The organism is Streptomyces sp. NBC_01267 (assembly GCF_036241575.1).
Classification (GTDB): Bacteria; Actinomycetota; Actinomycetes; order Streptomycetales; family Streptomycetaceae; genus Streptomyces.
This window is the reverse complement of sequence record NZ_CP108455.1, coordinates 6,115,871-6,132,952: the sequence shown is the minus strand read 5'-3', so window position 1 is coordinate 6,132,952 and position 17,082 is coordinate 6,115,871. Positions and strand designations below refer to the sequence as shown.

Genomic DNA, 17,082 nt, shown 5'->3' with positions numbered 1-17,082 from the left:
AGTGTGGCATTCCCAGGTTCAGGGCGAGGGCGATGCCCAAGTCCGCCCCGCGTCTCTCTGTCAGTACGCGAAAGCCGCCTCCGAGCACCAAGTCATCCGGGCGCGGAGGCGACTTTCACACACCTGACGATCAGTCAGACTTTGGGGCCGATGTGCGTCAAACGTGCGTCAGAAGGGCCTCACGTGCGTCGAATATGCGTCAAGATATCACCCGTAACGCCCACAGCGCACATAATGCACACTCGGCGAAACCGCAGGTCAGGCGCCCTTTGTGACCGGCTCAAGGATGGCAACGCACTCCACATGATGCGTCATCGCGAGACATGTGGAACAAAACATGCGCAAACAACGCCCACGTCGAGGACGAGCCGAGCGTTGTGGCACCGGCCCCCTCCGGCGAAGATCTGGACACGCCCGTTCCCCGTTCCGGTCCGACTGTGTGGCTGCCGCCGCGCCCGCTCAATGCCCTCACGCCGTACCGGGCAGCGCGCGGGTGCGGCCGATGGCGCCGAGCCAGGCGGCCGAGGGCTTGGGGGTGCGGACGAAGGTCTCGCGGTCGACGGCTATCAGGCCGAAGGTCGGCGCGTAGCGGCCCCATTCGTAGTTGTCCAGGGCGCTCCAGTGGAAGTAGCCGCGGACGTCGATGCCGTCCCGCATCGCGGCGGCCAGGGAGTCCAGAGCGCCGGTGGTGTAATTGATCCGGCGGGCGTCGTCGGCGGTCGCGATGCCGTTCTCGGTGACGATCAGCGGCGTACCGGTGGCGACGGAAGCGCTGTGCCGCAGGGCATGGCCGAGCGCCTGCGGATAGTACTCCCAGCCCATGAGGGTGCGTTCCGCGCCCTCGGGTACGGGCAGCCGACCGTTCGGGCCGATGAGTGTGCGCGTGTACGCCTGCACTCCGAGCCAGTCGTCACCGCGGGCCGCTTCGAGGAAGACGTCCACACGCGGGTGGCGGAATGCCGCGGCGACATCCTCGGCTCCGGGCAGGGGCTGACACACCAGGTTGGCGACGGACCAGCCGGTACTCACCGGTGGTGCCAGGGACTTGACCGTTTCGACGGCGCGGGCGTGCGCCCGTATCAGGGCTTCGGTGGTGGCCTCGTCGGGGGCCGGCGGGTCCTCGGCGAAGTTGACCGCCTGCCCTGAGGCGAGGGCGGCCTGGGCGGCTGCCATGACGGCGAGGATGTTGGGCTCGTTGATGGTGCACACGTGTGCCACGTCCGTGGCGTAAATGGGTGCGGCTGCGGTGAGGTAGCGGGCGAAGAGTTCGTCTGATCCGGCGGCGGCCCAGCCGCCGCGCTGGGCGAACCAGCGGGGTGCGGTGAAGTGGTGCAGGGTCACCATGGGACGCAAGCCCCGTGCGCGGGCGCCCTCGACCATGCGCCGGTAGTGGGCGATGGCGGCGTGCGAGAACTCGCCCGGGGCCGGTTCGATGCGGGCCCATTCGATGCTGAACCGGTAGTCGGTGAAGCCGAGTTCGGCCAGCAGGTCCATGTCCTCGCGCCAGCGGTGGTAGCTGTCGCAGGCGTCACCGCTGGGTTCTTTGACGTAGGGGATTCCGCTGTGCTCGAACTCCCACCAGTCGCTGTTGGTATTGCCGCCCTCGATCTGGTGGGCGGCGGTGGAGGCGCCCCACAGGAATCCCTCGGGCAGACGTCGCGCTTCTGTCATGAGCTGGTTCTCTCTTCTGTGTGGCCGTGTGTGGGAACGATCGCCGCGGGGCAGTGGCCCCCCGGCACGCGTCAGGCAGTGGGGTCGAGGGCTTGTTCGCGGCGCGCGTGCAGTTCCCGCTGGATGCGGGCCACGTCGTCGGCGTACGAGCGGTGAAGGAGCGTCAGGAACGCGCCGTTGATCAGCATCAGGACGACGAGGACCCACAGGAAGACCGTGCGCAGTCCGACGGCGTCGCCGAGGAAGCCGGCGCCGAGGCTGTAGGCGGCCCAGGCGATCGCCTCGACGATGGAGATGTAGAGGGCGAACGCGGCGCCGCGCAGTTCGGGTGGAGTGATGGCCATGATCATGGGGCGGTTGACACTCGGGTTGATGCCCTGGGTCGCGCCCATGAGTGCGAAGAAGACGCAGAACAGGGCAATGCTGTCGTAGTCGAACTGGGTGCCGAAGTAGGCGACGAGGGCGAAGACGAACTGGGCCGCCTGGAGAACCGCGACCAGTCCGTGGCGCGGGCTGCGCCGGGTAGCCCGGTCGGCGGCGACGCCGCCGAGGAGCGTTCCGAGGAAGTAGCCGACGCCGAAGGGCAGCAGCACGATGGATGCCTTCTGGGTGCTGAAGCCGTAGACGTCGACGAGGAAGACCACGCCGAAGGTGCCCACCAGGAGGTGTCCGGACAGGAGGCGCGAGACGAGGAGGATCACCAGGCTGCGGATCTCGAGGAGCGAGAGCGCCCGGGTCCAGGTGAGTTTCGCGTGGCAGTCGCGGGTGGTGTGGTCGAGGTCGGCGAGCTGCTCCTCGGCCGCGCCGCGTCCCGGGTCGTGGAACCCCAGCCAGAGGGCGAGGCCCAGCAGGATGTTGAAAATGCCGATGCCCCACAGGCCCCAGCGCCAGCCGTCGTCGGCGTCGGCCAACTGACCCTTGAGCGGGCCGATCACGGCAGTGACCAGGGAGACCGCGCCGTAGACCACGCCGACCGCGCGGCCCCGGGACGAGCCGCCGAAGAGGTCGCCGATCAGCTCGGTGACGATGGGGTTGGCGGCAGCATAGCCCGCCGCCAACACGGTGTAGAGAACGAGGAGTTGGGTGAAGTTCTGCGAGAAGCCCGCGGCCACGCCCCAGACGCCCCAGAGTCCGGTGGCCACCACGAGGACGCTCTTGCGTGACCAGCGCTGCGCCGCCCACACCCAGAAGGGGCCGGTGAAGGCACCCACGATCTTGGCTGCGGCGGTCAGTATCCCCAGCGCGCCCAGCGAAACCCCGAGGGACTGCCGGATCAGCGGGAAGAGGCTGCTGACCAGGCTCGCCTCCGTGCTGTCGACCAGCATCGTGCCGCCGAGCAGGGACAGCTGTCGCCAACGCCCCTCGACCCGGGCCTCGGCTTTGGGCGTGACGGTGCTCTGGCTAAGCTCAGGCATCGCGCCTTCTCTTTTCTCTGCGTTCTTCTTGGCGGGAGATCGGCGGGAGGGAGAGGGCAATCGCCGGTGACGGGGAGGCAACCCCGTCACCGGCTCAAGTAGCCGCAAGAGCCTCAGAGTTGAGCGAGTTCCTCGGCCACCAGGCGCAGGTTCGACGGCGGGAACAGCGCGCCCGCCATCGCGGCGACATCGATGAGCGGGGTCGCCCCGATCATCTGCAGGAGCTCGGAGTCGGCGACGCCTGGTAGGTGCCTGCGCAGCACTTCGACGGCGACCGGGTCGGAGATCAGCGCTACGAGGGGCGTACGCAGCGAGAGACGGCCCTCGGGGAAGTCCTCGGCACGGGGCAGCGGTTGGGCGGCCCGCTCGGCCTGCTCGCACTGGGCCCGTACCAGGAGGTGCTTCTCGGTGACCGGGCCGTGGGCCGGCAGACCGAGGCGTTCGTACTGGCTGGGTGGGGCGTCATTGGTGCGCATCAGCTCCACCAGCAAGGTGGCCATGCGCAGTTCGGCGGCGTCGTCGACCAGCGGGGTGTGCTGCTCGGGGTCGGTCTCCAGGTCGAAGAGGAGCGTGCCGTGGTGGTACGGGTTGACGAGGGTGCGGCCCGGGACGCGCAGAGTGCACACGTTCTTGGTGAAGTCGAACGGCTCGGCCAGCTCCAGGTCCACGAGTTCGGCGGGCGAGAAGCGGCCCCGCATATGGGTCGGCATCAACGTGTGTTCGTACAGGGGCGCGTTGTCGGATGAGGCGGGCGCCCGCATGTAGACGTAGCGGCCGTCTGTGACGTTGACGTGTCCGCCGTGGATACCGAACAGGCCCGCCTCGCGCACCGGGGTGTCCTCGGCGACCGGGAGTGGTGTGCCCTGCATGTCGCCGGGGCGGTCGACGCCGAAGAACTCGAGGAAGGTCGGCGCCACGTCCACGGTCTGCACGAGCGCCGAACGCCGTTCGCCCGCGACGCGGTTGCGCGGGTCCCAGGCGAACAGCGGCAGATGGACCAATTCGTTGAACCAGGGCTGGACGCTCTTGCCCCACCAGCCCTTCTCGCCGAGCAGCAGCCCGTGGTCGGTGTTGACGATGAGCAGGGTGTCGTCCCACAGCTCCAGCTCGTCCATGGTGTCCAGGACCCGGCCGAGCGAGTGGTCGCACATCGACAGGAGCGCACCGTACTCGAAGCGGGCGTGCTCCACCTGGCCGTCGGTCTCGACGACGCGCTTGTAGTCGGGCCAGTCGAAGTGCGGTCCTTCGTAATCGTGCGGGTAGAGGTCCTTGTACTGCTGGTGGCTGAAGAACGGCTCGTGCGGGTCGAAGGTCTCGATCTGCACGAACCACCGGTCGGCGTCCTGGTTCGTGCGGACGAAGTCGAGGCCCGCGTCGAAGGTGAGGGTCTGGGGGTGCCGGTCCTCGGTCGCCATGTGGGGGCGGTTCACCCAGTCCTGGCGGTAGGCGGCACCGAAGCGCACCCGCTTCAGGTCGTCGGGTATCTCGGGGTCGGCGACCTGTCCCTTCCACGGGTCGCCCTCCTGCCCGCGGAAGAACTCCCAGGTGTTGTAGCGGCCGTGGTAGGTGGCGCCGCCGTCCTCCCAGTAGTGCGGGTGGTCGCTGACGAGGTGGGTGTAGACGCCGTTCTGCTTGAGGAGTTCAGGCATCGAGTCGTCGAAGGGTTCGAGCGGTCCCCAGCTGCGGTGCAGGAAGTTGTGCCGCCCGGTGTGGAGTTCGCGGCGGGCCGGCATGCAGGGCATCGATCCCGCGTACGCGTTGTCGAAGGTGACGGCCTTCTCGGCGAGCCGCGCGAAGTTCGGAGCGTGGGTCCAGTCCCCTCCGTACGGTGGCAGCATGTGCCGGTTGAGGCTGTCGAACATCACCATGATCGCCCTCATTGGACGGGTTTCCCTTCTGTCAGGCTGCGCAGGGTGTGCTCCAGCCAGGCAACCCAGCGGTCCATGGCGGCCGCGCCGAGCATGTGAAGAGCGTCGTGGACCTGCCGGTCGAGGTCCTGGTCGAGGCCGGGTGCCGGGTCCTCGTAGAGGAGAGTGCGGTCGCGGTCCCGGTTCTTGGCGATCTGCGCGCGGCGGTGGTCGAGTTCGGTCCCGACAAGCTGGATCGCGGCGTCCTTGTCGAGCGGCGCCGCGACGCTGAACCGCGCGAGGAAGTCGATCTCCTGGAAGCGGCTGGGCGGCTCGTAGGGCGAGCGCACCCAGTCCAGGAGGACCTCGCGCCCGCGCTCCGTGAGTCGGTACACCTTGGCGTCCGGGCGGCCTTCGCGCGCGTCGACCTCGTGCCGCACCCAGCCGTCCACCTCCATCTGCCCGAGCTTGCGATAGATCTGGCTGTGGTGCGCCCGCGCCCACAGGAACTGCCCTTCGATCTCGAGCCACTTGCGCAGGTCGTACCCGCTGTAGGGACGACGGGCCAGCAGGCCCAGCAGGACGTACTCGAACTTCACGGACGTGGACTCCCTGAGTACGGAGGCTGTGTGCGACGCCTCATTTCTATGTGCAGTTTCACCTAGGTGAGAATTCATATACTCACGTCATGGAGACGTCAATGGGATGTTGCGTACCGGAAACCCGGATCTGCTCGACAGGATCGCTGCCCACGCCGGCCCGCGTGCCGATCGCACACGACCAAGTCACCCTCCCCGGGGACGAGTTCCTCATGGGGGACGCCTTCGACGAGGGCTATCCGGCGGACGGTGAACAGCCCGTGCACGCGGTGCGCGTCGCCCCGTTCGCCATCGACGTCACGGCGGTCACCGTGGCGATGTTCGAGACGTTCGTCGCCGACTCCGCGTACGTGACCGTCGCCGAGCGGGAGGGCAGCTCCGCCGTGTTCCACCTGGCGGCCGCCGCCGAGCGGGCGAACGTCCTCGGGGCCGACCCGGCCGCCCCCTGGTGGTTGGACGTACGGGGAGCCGACTGGCGCCACCCTCACGGCCCGCTGTCCGCCGCTGAGCCGGACCACCCCGTGGTGCACGTGGCGTGGGACGACGCCATGGCGTACTGCGCGTGGGCGGGCCACCGCCTGCCGACCGAGGCCGAGTGGGAGTACGCGGCCCGCGGCGGACTCGAAGGCCGGCGCTTCGCATGGGGAGACGAACTCACCCCTGACGGACGGTGGTTGTGCAACATCTGGCAAGGCCGCTTCCCGTATGCCAACACCGGTACGGACGGTTGGCTGGCGACCGCCCCGGTGCGCTCGTACCCGCCCAACGACCTCGGCCTGTACGAGGTCGCCGGGAACGTGTGGGAATGGTGCGCGGACTGGTTCGCCGCGGACTATTACGCGCGCTCGCCCTCGACCGACCCCAAGGGACCGGAGAGGGGCGAGCGCCGTGTCATACGTGGCGGCTCCTACCTGTGCCACCACACCTACTGCCACCGCTACCGCGTGGCCGCCCGCTCGGCCAACACGCCCGCCTCCAGCAGCGGCAACTGCGGGTTCCGGACGGTCGCCGGCTGAGAGGTGACGCCGGGGTCAGGAGGTCTCCTCCTTCCCGGTGCCTGCGGCCGACCGCACCGTCTCGACCAGTTCCCGTACGTCGCCGAAGCCAAGGGGAACCATCGGGAGCTGGGCGATCTGGCTGAGGCGCATGGTGGGCAACATGCGGTGGCGGGAGCTTCCTTCCTCGGGGTACGCGTCGCCCATGGACTTCTGGACCCGGCTCAGCAGGGCCGCGACGGCCGGGCCGCCCACGGGGTGGGCGAGCCATACCGAGACGGTCGAGTCGGCGTCCGGCTGGTCGGCGCAGGCGTCGCCGTCGACCGGGACCTTCGTGGTCAGCCGGATGTCGCGGCTGGAGGCCCCGACGTCGACACGGTGATCGGCGCCCTCGACGAGCCAGGTACCGGCCGCGGTGTCGAAGTAGGCGAGGTCCGCGCGGGCGATACGGATGGTGACGTCCCGGGTCTCGTCGGGCGTGAGCCACACGGTGGCGAAACCCTTCAACTCCCTTACGGGGCGCCGCGCCCGCTTCCCCGGCGCGCCCACGTACACCTGCACGACCTCGTGACCGGCCCGCTCCCCGGTGTTGGTGACCGCCACGGTGACGTCGAGCCCCGCGTCGTCGGAGGCCACCCGCAGGTCCGCGTAGTCGAAGGTGGTGTAGGAGAGGCCGTGGCCGAAGGGGAAGGAGACTGCCATGTCGCGGGCGTCGTAGTGGCGGTAGCCGACGAACAGGCCCTCGCTGTACGTGACATGGCCGTTCTCGCCGGGCCAGGCCAGGTACGCCGGGGTGTCGGCGAGCCGCAGGGGGATCGTCTCCGCGAGGCGGCCCGACGGATTCGCCCGCCCGAACAGCAGGTCGGCGGTGGCCGATCCGCCCGCCTGGCCGAGCAGCCAGCCCTCCAGGACGGCCGGCACGTCGTCGGCCCACCCGGACAGGCGCACGACGCCGCCGTTGGCGAGGACCACGACGGTGTTCGGGTTCGCCGCCCGTACCGCGTCGAGCAACGTGGTCTGTTCTACCGGCAGTTCGATGTGCTCACGGTCGTAGCCCTCGGACTCGGAGCTCGGCGGCAGCCCGAGGAACAGCAGGGCCACGTCTGCCGACTCCGCCGCACGGACGGCCTCCTCGTGCAGTGCGGCCACGTCGGCGTCCGGCGCGTCGACAGGGAAGCCGGGCGCGAAGGTGACGTGCGCCGCGGGCGCGGCCTCGATGACCGAGCTGAGCGCTTCGTCGAGCCGGGTCGGGGTCACGCGTGAGCTGCCGTCGCCCTGATAGCGGGGCGTGCGCGCGAACTCACCGATGACCGCGATGCGTTGGGGAGCGGCGGGGTCCAGCGGGAGGAGCGCGCCCTCGTTCTTGAGCAGCACCGCCCCACGTGTGGCGACCTCGCGGGCCAGGTCGTGGTGGGCGGCCGGGTCGAAGGCGGCGTCCGGGCGCGCGTGCGCGGCTGCCTTGCGGGCCAGTGCCACGACCCGCGCGGCGCTGCGATCCAGTGCTTCCTGCGGGAGTTCACCCGATTCCACGGCCTCGACGGCCTGGGCAGGGCCCACGCCGAACGAGGACGGCATCTCCAGGTCGAGCCCGGCGGCAAGCGCCCGCGCCCGGTCGACGACGGCGCCCCAGTCGGAGACGACCAGTCCGTCGTAGCCCCACTCGCCTCGCAGGACGTCCGTCAGAAGCCACGGATTCTGCGACGCGTGCACGCCGTTGACCCGGTTGTAGGAGCACATGACGGTCCAGGGCGCGGCCTCGGTCACCACTCGGCGGAACGCCGGGAGATAAATCTCACGCAGCGCGCGTATGTCGATGTCCGCACTGACCGACAAGCGGTCCGTCTCCTGGTTGTTCGCGGCGAAGTGCTTGACCGAGGCCCCGACGCCCTGCGCCTGCAGGCCCTTGACCCAGGCCGTACCCAACACCCCGCTGAGCAGCGGGTCTTCGGAGAAGTACTCGAAGTTGCGCCCGCACAGCGGGCTGCGCTTGATGTTGACGCCGGGGCCGAGCAGCACGTGCACGCCGTGCGCGAGACTCTCGCGGGCCAACGCGTCGCCGACCCGCCCCGCAAGGTCGCTGTCCCAGGTGCAGGCCAGGGTGACGGCCGGCGGGAAGCAGGTGGCCGGGTCGCTGTCGTCGATGCCCGGGAGGCCGGGGTACGGGTCGTTCTGCAGCCGCAGTCCGTGCGGGCCGTCCGAGAGGCGGAGCTCCGGGATGCCCGCGTCGGGGAGTGCGGTGGTGTGCCACCAGCCCGTACCCGTGGTCAGAGCGGCCTTCTCGGCGAGGGTCAGCCGGGTCACCGTCTCGCCGGGCGTCTCCGTCGGCTGATTCGGGGTGTTCATTCCTTCTCCTTGGAGCGTGGTGCGGATTGATGCGCGGTGCGGAGGTTGCGGTGGTCTGCCAGGGGTCATCGGACTTCCTTCACTCGCAGGACGGTCACCGCACCGAGCAGCGCGAAGGCCAGCGCGAGAGGGAAGAGCGTGCGGTACCCGCCGAGCCAGAGGACGACGGCTCCTGCGATGGCGGGCCCGAGGACCTGCGGCAGGGTGGCTGCGAGGTTCACGACGCCGAGGTCGCGGGCGAAGGACCGTTCGGACGGCAGCACTTGGGAGATGAGGGCGGCGTCCACACCCTGGAAGCAGCCGAAGCCGATGCCCACCAAGAAGGCCATCGCGGTCATACCCGTCATGGTGGGGACGGCGAACGGGATGAGCATGGCGCAGCCGATGAGGGACGCCGAGGCCACCACGAACACCTTGCGCCTGCCGAGCCGGTCCGAGAGGGGTCCGGTGACGACGGCGGCCGGGAGCAGGCCCGCGACAGCGGTCAGCGCGAGGGCGGGTACGTGATCGATAGCCCTGTCGTGCAGGCCGACGTAGTCCTGGAGGATGTAGAGCTTGTAGCCGAACACCAGGAAGTACGACGTATTGGTGCACAGCCTGCTGACGAACACCCAGAAGAAGTCGGGGTGCCTCCGCGGGTTCGGCAACAGCCCGCCCAGGAACTCACGGACCCGGAAGGGCTCTTGGGGCGCGTCCCGGCTCGGGCGGTCCGGGTTGAGGGTCACGAAGACGACAGCCAGAGTCGTCGCGAGCGCAGCAAGTACCACGTACGCCGTGATGATCCGGTCCTCGAAGGCGGCGGCGAAGATCTGCCCGAGAAGCGAGCCGACCATGGAGCCGAGGCCGGTGACAGTGGAGAACAGGCCACGCTTCTCGGGCGGCACCCTGTCGGGCATGACGGCCGAGAGCGGGCCCGCCGCGAAGTTGTAGCCGAGCTGCACCAGGCACCACAGGGCCAGCGTCGCCGGTACGGAGTGCGCGAACGCCATGCCGATCAGGGCCAGGCCACCGGTCGCTACGCCCGCCACGATCCAGGGCCCGCGTCTGCCGAAGCGGCTGCGGGTCCGGTCCGAGACGGCTCCCGCGACGGGCTGGGCAACCATCGCGACGAGCGCGCCCACCGTGGTGACGACCGCGAGCATGCCGACCTTCGCGTCCTCGCCCACCGTGCGCTGGACCTGGAGGGCCAGCAGGGTGCCGGGGACGGCTCCCCATACGAGGGCAATGCCGAGGTTGGCGGGGCCGATGCACGCCATCAGGCGTCGCAGGCCGTCGACCGGCGGGGCGGCCGATCCTGCCGCTCCGCCGGGATCGGCAGGGAGCGGGGAGGGAGCACGGAGCTCGCCAGGGGGTCTCGCCATCGGGACCTACTTTCGGTGGGCCGCACGGGGCCGCACCTGCGACTGGTGAGAAACAGTACGGCGTACTGTTTTTGCGGGCAAGGCTTTGCACAGGGGGAATACCCGCCGCATAGGGTGGGCGCGTGACAGCCAGAAACTCCTACCCCAAGGGGGTCGCCAAGCGGGAGGAGATCCTCAAGGTCACCCTCGAGATCTTCGGCCGCGAGGGCGAGCGGAACACCACCCTGCGGATGGTCGCCAAGGAGAGCCACATCAGCCTGACCGGTCTGATGCACTACTTCGCATCCAAGGACCACCTGCTCACCGAGGTCCTGCGCGCAAACGACCGCGCGGCCGAGGCGCGCTTCCACGACCCGGACGTCGTGCGCGATCCGGGCGAGTTCCTGGCCAAGGCCCTGACGGCGAACGCCGCCAACTCCGCCCGCGTACGCCTCTACGTCACCCTTGCCGCGGCCTCGACCGACCCGGCGCACCCGGCGCACACGTACTTCAGAGAACGCTTCACACTGCTGCGCGCCACGATCACCGAGCACCTCACGGCCGAGCAGCGGGCCGGCCGGGCGAGCCCCGATCTCGACCCGCACTTCACCGCCTCAGCCCTCGTCGCAGCAACCGACGGCATCCAACTCCAATGGCTGAGCGACCCCGACATCGACATGGCGGACCAGGTCCGCGGGGTCTGGCGGATGCTCACTTCTGCGCCCGGCTCATCGGACACCGCCGCAACACGCACGTAGCGCCTCAGGCACAGTCGGCCACGTCGTGGCCCGCCGCCCCTCTCACGTAGGCACGCAGGGCGGCGATGCAGGCACCGAGTTGGTCGCGGGCATCGGTGAAGTGGTTCTGGGAAGCCGCCATGCAGGAAGCCCGCGCCGCGTACGCCCACGCCTATCGCGTCAAACACCTCGGAGAGCAGGCAGACGCCTGGCACCGGACCAAGCTGCTGACCGAATACGTCACAGCAGTGCGCGACCAAGCCACGTCACTGACGCCCGGGCAGGAAAGGACAGATCGAGGCGTGGCTCGCCTTCGCGGATGCCCGCCTCCAGCATCTCGCCAGGTCCGCCGCAGCGCCAAAGCTACCCTCCCCTCCGAAGCCCAGCGGCGACGGCCTCAAGCCTTTCCTCGGTCACTGGAGCCCGTACAGACCTCACCCCTAATGAGCCGCAAACCAGGCATAACCGACGCCCCTTGGCTCAAGAGATAGCAACGAAGGGACCCGGCACGCCCTACCCGACGCACCGCCACCTGCAAGAACGGCCGCCCGACGCCCCATCAGAACGTGCGTCAAACGTGCGTCAGAAGGGCCTCACGCGCGTCGAATGTGCGTCAAGATATCGCCCGTAACGCCCGCACCGCACATCATGCGCACGCACAAAACCGCAGGTCAGGCGCCCTTTGTGACCGGTTCAAGGATGGCAACACACTCCACATGGTGCGTCATCACGAAACACGTGGAACAAAAACATGTGGAAGTTGCCGCAGGTCAGCGGCCCGCATGGGAAAAACCGGACCATTTGCCTTTGTGCGTTACGGGCGCTGTGGGCGCTACGGGCGCGAAACTGACGCACGCCGCTGGTGCGACCGTCCGCACGTCAGGGACAAACGCAAGGCGCTTGCGGAGGCGGCGGCAGCCAGGCTCGCAGCCGCAAGGGACGCGACGGAGAGCACGGTGGACATGTGCGGGTAGCCGCCCAAGATCTCGGCGAGGCTCGCACCCGCCCAGGGCGCGATGGCTGCGGCGACGGTCGCAGGTGCAGCCAGTAGGCCGGAGAGAGCCGTAGCGGGTGACGCCCCAGCGATCGGTGACGGCGGTGGCTTGGAGGAGCGTGAGGTTGCCGCGGACCCTGCCGGCGGCGACGACCCGAACCACGAGGAGGGGAATGGGTCCGGGAGCCAGGCCCAGGGCGAGGGTGGTCGCACCGCCCGCAGCGATGAGGAGCACTGTGCGGGTGGTGGCCGTGGTGTGCCTGGCGAGACGTGCCTACAAGGTGCGGCCCAGGGTCTGGCCTGCACCGCCACGTCCCAAGGCCCATGCGGCCGTTGTGGAGCTTGCGCCGCGTTCGGTCAGGAGTGGGACGAGCCCGATGACGACCGCGTAGACCGCGAATCCGGAGAGGGCGAAGGCAGCGGCGAGTAGAAGAAAGGAGCGTGACAGGGCGACCGTGTCCTGCTTGTTCGAGGAGGTGGCGTGGGTGGGTGGTTCTGGTGGCGGTGGCCATGGGGCGCGTAGGGCGAGTGCGTGGGCGGGGACGGTGTTCAGAGCGAGGATCGCGGCCAGGATCGCGTATGTCGTGCGCCAGCTGAAGTGGTCGGCGAGGGCGGCCGTGATGGGTGCGAAGACGGTGGAGGCCAGTCCTCCGGCGGTTGGCTCGCGCCACCACGAGCCCACGCCCCGGCCCACGACATCGGCCACCGCACCGACTCCCACCCTCACCCCCACTGCGACGCCCGCAGAGTCCTCGCCCATCCCGTCGGCGAAGCCCGCGTCTCCCGGGCACCCGCCCCACCCGAAGGGCGGACCGGGGAAGGACGGCAAGGGGGCCGGGAAGAAGCCCAAGCACCCCTGACAACGCCTCGCCGCGAGTCCCGTGTGTACCGCTGTGCAGGGCTCAGGGGCCCGGTGCGAGCCCGTGGCGCGCTGAAGCGCTGGGTGCGTAGGTTTCCTGCGCTCGGTCCCGAGCAGGACACATGATTCGGACATCACCGGCAGACTGCCCTACTGCTGGCCTGGGTGAGAGGGGTCCCAGGCCAGCTGACCGTTCGGTGTTCTCGCGCTGCGATTCACTCATTCGGACATCTCAGTCAGCAGAGGATCCGGGCAGCAGCCTGGTGCTCAGGGCCGTACGATGCAGGCGCAGGGGCCCGCTGATTTGGGTATACCTCTTCTTACAGGCAGTCCACATCGGAGGGTGACAGGCGTATGGCGGCGAACGCCGAGCACCTGAAAGCTCTTGTGCGGGCGCACTCCGAAGCCAATGACGACCTCTTCTACAGCGTCGCCCTGCAAGTCGCGGCGAAGTCAGCCCGCCAGGGGCAGGGAAAGTTCGCGGTAGAACTGCGTGAGCTGGTCGAGGCCGCCCAGCAGAGGCAGGGGAAGCAGGACACCCAGCGTGGCGCTACCCCGGTGGTGCAGCCCCGCGGAGAGCTGACCAGTCTCCTGACGGCAGGCTATCCGGACACCCAGCTCGACGACATGACTCTGGACGCCGGACTGCGTGCGTCGCTGGACCGCGTGCTGCACGAACAGCGACAGCGTGCACGTCTGGAGCGTTTCGGCTTTACCCCGGTGCACCGCATTCTGCTGTCCGGGCCTCCTGGGACAGGCAAGAGCATGACGGCAGCGGCCCTGGCCGGAGAGCTGAAACTGCCCCTGTTCACCATTCGCCTGGACGGTCTGATCAGCCGGTTCATGGGCGAGACCGCCGCCAAGCTGCGTCTGGTCTTCGACGCCGTGGCTCAGACCCGAGCGGTCTACCTGTTCGATGAGTTCGACGCTCTGGGAGCCGAACGGGCGGCAGGCAACGACGTCGGCGAAGCCCGCAGGATCCTGAACTCATTCCTGCTGTTTCTTGACGAGGCGCCCTCCGAGAGTCTCGTGGTGGCCGGCACCAACCACCACCAGCTTCTGGACCAGGCTCTGTTCCGCCGCTTCGACATGATCGCCACCTACGGCCCTCCCACCGGGGAGGAAGCTGTACAGGTGGTGCAGCGACGTCTAGCCGGAATGGACACAAGCACACTACGGTGGGGCCTCGTGACAGAACGTGCATCGGGCCTGAGTCACGCCGAGCTGGTCAAAGCGGCGGAAGCAGCGGCCAAACGAGCCATCCTGGCTGACCGGGACGTGGTCGACGAACAGCTGCTGCTGGAAGCCCTGAGCGAACGGCACGCCTCCCACCATGCCTGAGCCCGACACTTCCGCACGGCTCAGTCCGCACCTGATCGTGCCCTGGGAGGCCGCCACCCTCACGCCGCGCTCCGAGCCTGCCGGCGGAAGCGGCCCGGACCTGGTCCAGCACACGGACCGGCAGGGGCACGCCGACGCCTTGGTGGACGGGCTGGAGACGGCCCGCCGTGAGGCGACCCAGCTCATGCAGCAGACGCCCGAGGACCGCCAGCCTGACGGTTTCGCGGTGCGTATCGAGGCGGCTCGCGACCACCCTCTGAGCCTTGAGCGCCTAGACGCATCCGGCCTGACACTCATGAGCAGCCACCCGCAGACCGAGAACAGTCAGCAGGACGCGCTGGTCTGGATCCCCTTCGACAAAGTCGCCTCGTTCACCCAGCGGATCGCCGACTTCACGGACAACACCCCTAGCGGCAACCCTAAACAGGCCCTGCTGGTGGCCAACATGGAACAGGTCCAGCGGGCTCTGCTGGAGCACCTCTGGCAGGAGCGGCAGGATCTGCCGCCGCTGGACGAGGAGCGGTGGTGGGAGCTGTGGTTCGATCCGCGGATCTCGCCGACGGCGGTTGCCACCTTGCGTTCCCTGGCCGAAGAGCGTCGCTGGCGGGTCAGTGAACGGGCGATCCATGTCGGGGAACGCCTGGTGGCGCACGTCGCGACGACCGGTAACGAGCTGGCGTTCCTGTTGGCCACGAACGCCTGCCCTGCTGAGATCCGCAGCCCTACCTTCGCCGAGGGCCTCTACGCCGTCGACCGCGAGTTCCGCGTGGACCTCGTCAAGGACCTCGCCGCGCGCATCGAGCCGGCCGCACCGGAGTCCCCGGCGGTATGCATCCTGGACACAGGGATAGCCCAGGAGCACGCCCTGCTGAAGCCCGCGTTGCACGAGCGCGCCTACAGCGTGCTCCCTGGCAGCACGCCGGCCGACCGGATCGGGCACGGCACGCAGATGGCCGGGCTCGCCCTCTTCGGGGACTTCGCCGCAGCCCTTGAATCACAAGGTCCCGTCGTCCTCGGTCACGGCCTCGAGTCCGTGAAGATACTCAGCGACGCTCACACACCCGCCGCGTCCCCGCGCACCTGTGCGGAGACGACCGCGAACGCGGTCGCGACCGCTGAGATCGGCAACGGAGGCCCCGCACCGTCCGGACGTGTCTTCTCCATGGCCGTCACCCGGCAGTCCGGGGAAGGCGAGAACGGCGTAGACGGCACCGCGACCCTGTGGTCAGCCACACTGGACGCCCTGGCAGCGGGCACGGACGTCACCGTGCGGGACGACCGCATCGAACTGATCGGAGCACCCGATCCCGAAGCGTCACGCCTGATCATCGTCAGTGCCGGCAACATCCGCGGTGCCGTGCCCCACCAGATGCGCGGCGACGACGGCACGCTGGATCCGCTGCTTCTGTCCGACCTGTCGCGCATCGAGGAACCCGCCCAGGCACACAACGTACTCACCGTCGGGGCGTGCACGCACATGGACGCCGTCCCCGATTCGGCCCTGTTCCGGGGATACCGTGCGCTGGCGGCACCAGGCGCCCTGTCCCCCTTCAGCAGAACCTCGGTGGCGCTGACCAACGCAGCCATCACCAAGCCCGACATCGTTCTGGAGGGCGGCAACATGCTCGTCGCCCCTGACGACAGCATCCTGGACGCACACGAGCTGGTGAGCGTGGCGACCACCCACCACGACCCTGCGCGTCAGCTGACCTGGACGAACGCCACAAGCGCTGCCACGGCCCAGGCAGCTGCGCTCGCCGCCACGGCGATGAGCGCCTACCCCGGACTGCGACCGGAGACGGTTCGCGCACTCCTCGTCCACGAAGCCCAGTGGACCCCGGCCATGGTCGAGCAGGGCCTGTTCAAGAAGACCGGCGCCCCCAAACTCGCCAAGGGCGACGTGATGCGACAGGTGATCCGCCGGTACGGATGGGGCATGCCCACCGCCGAACGTATCCGCAGCAGCGCCTCGAACGCCGTCACAATGATCGTCCAGAACACCCTGGTGCCGTACAAGGTCAAGGGCGGACAGGTCCGCCTGGCCGAACTCAAGCTGCACGAGCTTCCGTGGCCGCTGGAACAACTGCGCGATCTGGCCGAGACCACCGTCGACCTGCGCGTGACGCTCGCTTACATGATCGAGCCCAATCCGGGCCGGCGCGGCATGCTCGGCCGCTACAGCTACGCATCGCACGGCCTGCGCTTCGCCATCAAAGGCTCCACCGAATCCAGCGACTCCTTCCAGAGACGACTGGCCGAACAGGCTGAGCACGAGAGCGACGGCCTTGACAACCCCAGGGCATTCGAGTCCAACAGCAGGTGGCTGGTCGGCCCCCGGGCCCGCAATCTCGGCTCCCTGCACGCGGACATCTGGCGCGGATCGGCGGCCGAACTCGCCGACTGCGGCACGCTCGCCGTCTACCCTGTCGGAGGCTGGTGGAAGGCGAACAGGCGCAACGACCGCATCGGCCTGCCCGTCAGCTACGCCCTCCTGGTCTCCCTGCGCACCCCAGAGGTCTCCACCGACCTGTATACGCCCATCGCCACCCAGCTCGGCGTGTCGATCGGAGTGACTCCACACGCCCAGACCGAAATCGTGGACGGCATCCCCATTCAGATGGAATTCGGCTGGTAGCTTCCCGGGCGGGTTCGGTCGAGGCCGAGCTTGATCCGGCCGCGCCCACGTGTCCATCTTCGGGACGCGTGTCCCGGCGAGGTGGGGGCTCAAGACGCGCGCGGTGGTGCCGACTTCGCGGGAGATTTGGGCGACCGAGACACCGGCGTAGGTCACTGAGGTGCGATGATAGGTGGAGTTGCCCGGGCGCTGGCGCGCCGGCGGCATATTGGTTGATCATGGTTGCCGTGGCGGGGAACCAGGCGCGCGCAGCGAATATCCGAAGCCCTGCTGAGTGCACAGGTTTCGTCACCGGGCAGATCCGGT

General features: G+C 68.9%; 10 protein-coding genes and 1 pseudogene. 4 read left to right on the top strand and 7 right to left on the bottom strand.

Translation table 11 applies throughout. The annotated features are described in order from the left end of the window. Nucleotides 1-468 precede the first annotated feature (468 nt). The 4 genes from OG709_RS27980 to OG709_RS27965 form a co-directional block, all read right to left on the bottom strand. Nucleotides 469-1,671 carry a glycoside hydrolase family 1 protein gene (locus OG709_RS27980; protein WP_250304745.1) on the bottom strand — a complete coding sequence of 401 codons (1,203 nt, stop codon included), beginning with the start codon at nt 1,669-1,671 and terminating at the stop codon, nt 469-471. A 71-nt stretch (nt 1,672-1,742) separates the two neighbouring features. Then, the gene (locus OG709_RS27975) at nt 1,743-3,086 is read right to left on the bottom strand and encodes an MFS transporter (protein WP_250304746.1); all 1,344 of its coding nucleotides are present in this window, start codon (nt 3,084-3,086) and stop codon (nt 1,743-1,745) included. 113 nt (nt 3,087-3,199) lie between these two features. Further along, nucleotides 3,200-4,954 carry a sulfatase gene (locus OG709_RS27970; RefSeq protein WP_329168002.1) on the bottom strand — a complete coding sequence of 585 codons (1,755 nt, stop codon included), beginning with the start codon at nt 4,952-4,954 and terminating at the stop codon, nt 3,200-3,202. Nucleotides 4,955-4,962: 8 nt separating this feature from the next. After that, entirely contained in the window at nt 4,963-5,532 is a 570-nt protein-coding gene (locus OG709_RS27965) for a PadR family transcriptional regulator (protein ID WP_250304748.1), read from the bottom strand. An 89-nt stretch (nt 5,533-5,621) separates the two neighbouring features. Here OG709_RS27965 and OG709_RS27960 point away from each other — a divergent pair, with 89 nt between their 5' ends. Next, complete coding sequence (locus tag OG709_RS27960) at nt 5,622-6,548, top strand: formylglycine-generating enzyme family protein (RefSeq protein WP_443068555.1); 927 nt, start codon at nt 5,622-5,624, stop codon at nt 6,546-6,548. 15 nt (nt 6,549-6,563) lie between these two features. Here OG709_RS27960 and OG709_RS27955 read toward each other — a convergent pair whose 3' ends face one another. After that, nucleotides 6,564-8,870, bottom strand: coding sequence for a glycoside hydrolase family 3 C-terminal domain-containing protein (locus OG709_RS27955; RefSeq protein WP_329168000.1), 2,307 nt, complete (start codon nt 8,868-8,870; stop codon nt 6,564-6,566). A 65-nt stretch (nt 8,871-8,935) separates the two neighbouring features. Beyond that, nucleotides 8,936-10,231 carry an MFS transporter gene (locus OG709_RS27950; protein WP_329167998.1) on the bottom strand — a complete coding sequence of 432 codons (1,296 nt, stop codon included), beginning with the start codon at nt 10,229-10,231 and terminating at the stop codon, nt 8,936-8,938. Nucleotides 10,232-10,353: 122 nt separating this feature from the next. Between OG709_RS27950 and OG709_RS27945 the strand changes: the two genes are divergently transcribed. Then, on the top strand, nt 10,354-10,968 hold the full coding sequence (locus OG709_RS27945; RefSeq protein ID WP_250304751.1) for a TetR/AcrR family transcriptional regulator: 615 nt from the start codon (nt 10,354-10,356) through the stop codon (nt 10,966-10,968). Nucleotides 10,969-11,779: 811 nt separating this feature from the next. Here the strand turns inward: OG709_RS27945 and OG709_RS27940 are convergent. Further along, a pseudogene (locus OG709_RS27940) lies at nt 11,780-12,596 on the bottom strand (MFS transporter); the annotation flags it as partial. Between the two features lie 558 nt (nt 12,597-13,154). Between OG709_RS27940 and OG709_RS27935 the strand changes: the two are divergent. Beyond that, complete coding sequence (locus OG709_RS27935) at nt 13,155-14,141, top strand: AAA family ATPase (protein ID WP_103512483.1); 987 nt, start codon at nt 13,155-13,157, stop codon at nt 14,139-14,141. Beyond that, complete coding sequence (locus tag OG709_RS27930) at nt 14,134-16,776, top strand: S8 family peptidase (protein ID WP_329167993.1); 2,643 nt, start codon at nt 14,134-14,136, stop codon at nt 16,774-16,776. Before OG709_RS27935 ends, OG709_RS27930 begins: the two co-directional genes overlap by 8 nt. The last annotated feature ends 306 nt before the right edge of the window (nt 16,777-17,082 follow it).